Consider the following 1,268-nt stretch of genomic DNA (forward strand, 5'->3'; position numbering starts at 1 on the left):
TCTTTGATTGCTTGACGCCCTTCCGTAGTATTGACGATCAAAGAAATATCTTCATTCTTAATTACGTCAACAACGTGTGGACGACCTTCACGCACTTTATTCACAACACTAACTTCCATGCCTGCTTCCTCAATTGCCTGAGCAGTACCACGCGTTGCAACTAAGCTAAAGCCACCCTCAACAAGAAGTTTCGCAAGTTCAACAACACCTTCTTTGTCTACGTCACGAACACTCAAGAATGCCTTACCTGATGCAGGAAGTGTTTCACCTGTCGCGATAAAACCTTTAGCAAACGCCTCATCGAAGGTTTCACCAACACCCATAACTTCGCCCGTAGACTTCATCTCAGGACCAAGGATCGGGTCAACTGCTGGGAACTTCTTAAATGGGAACACTGACTCTTTCACACTGAAGTGCTCTGGGATGATCTCAGTTGTAAAATCTAGCTCTTCTAGAGTTTTGCCCGCCATTACACGTGCTGCAACTTTCGCTAATGAGGTACCAATCGCTTTTGACACGAATGGTACGGTACGTGACGCACGTGGGTTCACTTCGATCACGTAAATTTCACCATCCTGATAAGCGAGCTGAGTATTCATCAAACCGACAACGCCAAGCTCTAAAGCCATCGACTTAACCGCTTCACGCATTTCGTCTTGAACATCTGCAGACAATGTATATGGAGGTAGTGAACAAGCCGAGTCACCAGAGTGAACACCCGCCTGCTCGATGTGCTGCATAATTGCGCCAATCACGACTTGCTTACCATCTGAGATCGCATCGATATCCACTTCGATTGCAGAATTCAAGAAGTGGTCAAGCAAAACAGGGCTATCGTTAGATACTTGAACAGCATCTTTCATGTAACGCACAAGCTCGTCTTCTTTGTAGACGATTTCCATCGCTCGGCCACCAAGTACATAAGATGGACGAACAACCAATGGATAGCCAATTTCATTCGCTGCCACGATACCTTCTTCAAGGCTACGTACTGTCGCGTTATTTGGCTGCTTCAACCCTAAACGCTGAATCATTTGCTGGAAACGCTCACGATCTTCAGCACGGTCAATCGCATCAGGGCTAGTACCGATAATCGGCACACCAGCATCTTCAAGGCCACGCGCAAGCTTAAGTGGTGTTTGACCACCGTAGTGCACGATCACACCTTTCGGTTTTTCTAGTTCGATAATTTCTAGTACGTCTTCAAGCGTAATAGATTCGAAGTACAAACGGTCTGAAGTATCGTAATCCGTTGAAACTGTCTCTGG

Annotated in this window: 1 protein-coding gene; it reads right to left on the minus strand. The window is 46.2% G+C overall.

The genetic code is table 11. The annotated features are described in order from the left end of the window. The coding region (gene carB / locus A3738_RS18800; RefSeq protein ID WP_156504339.1) for a carbamoyl-phosphate synthase large subunit at nucleotides 1-1,268 on the minus strand (1,268 nt) is incomplete at both ends.

The organism is Oleiphilus sp. HI0066 (assembly GCF_001635725.1).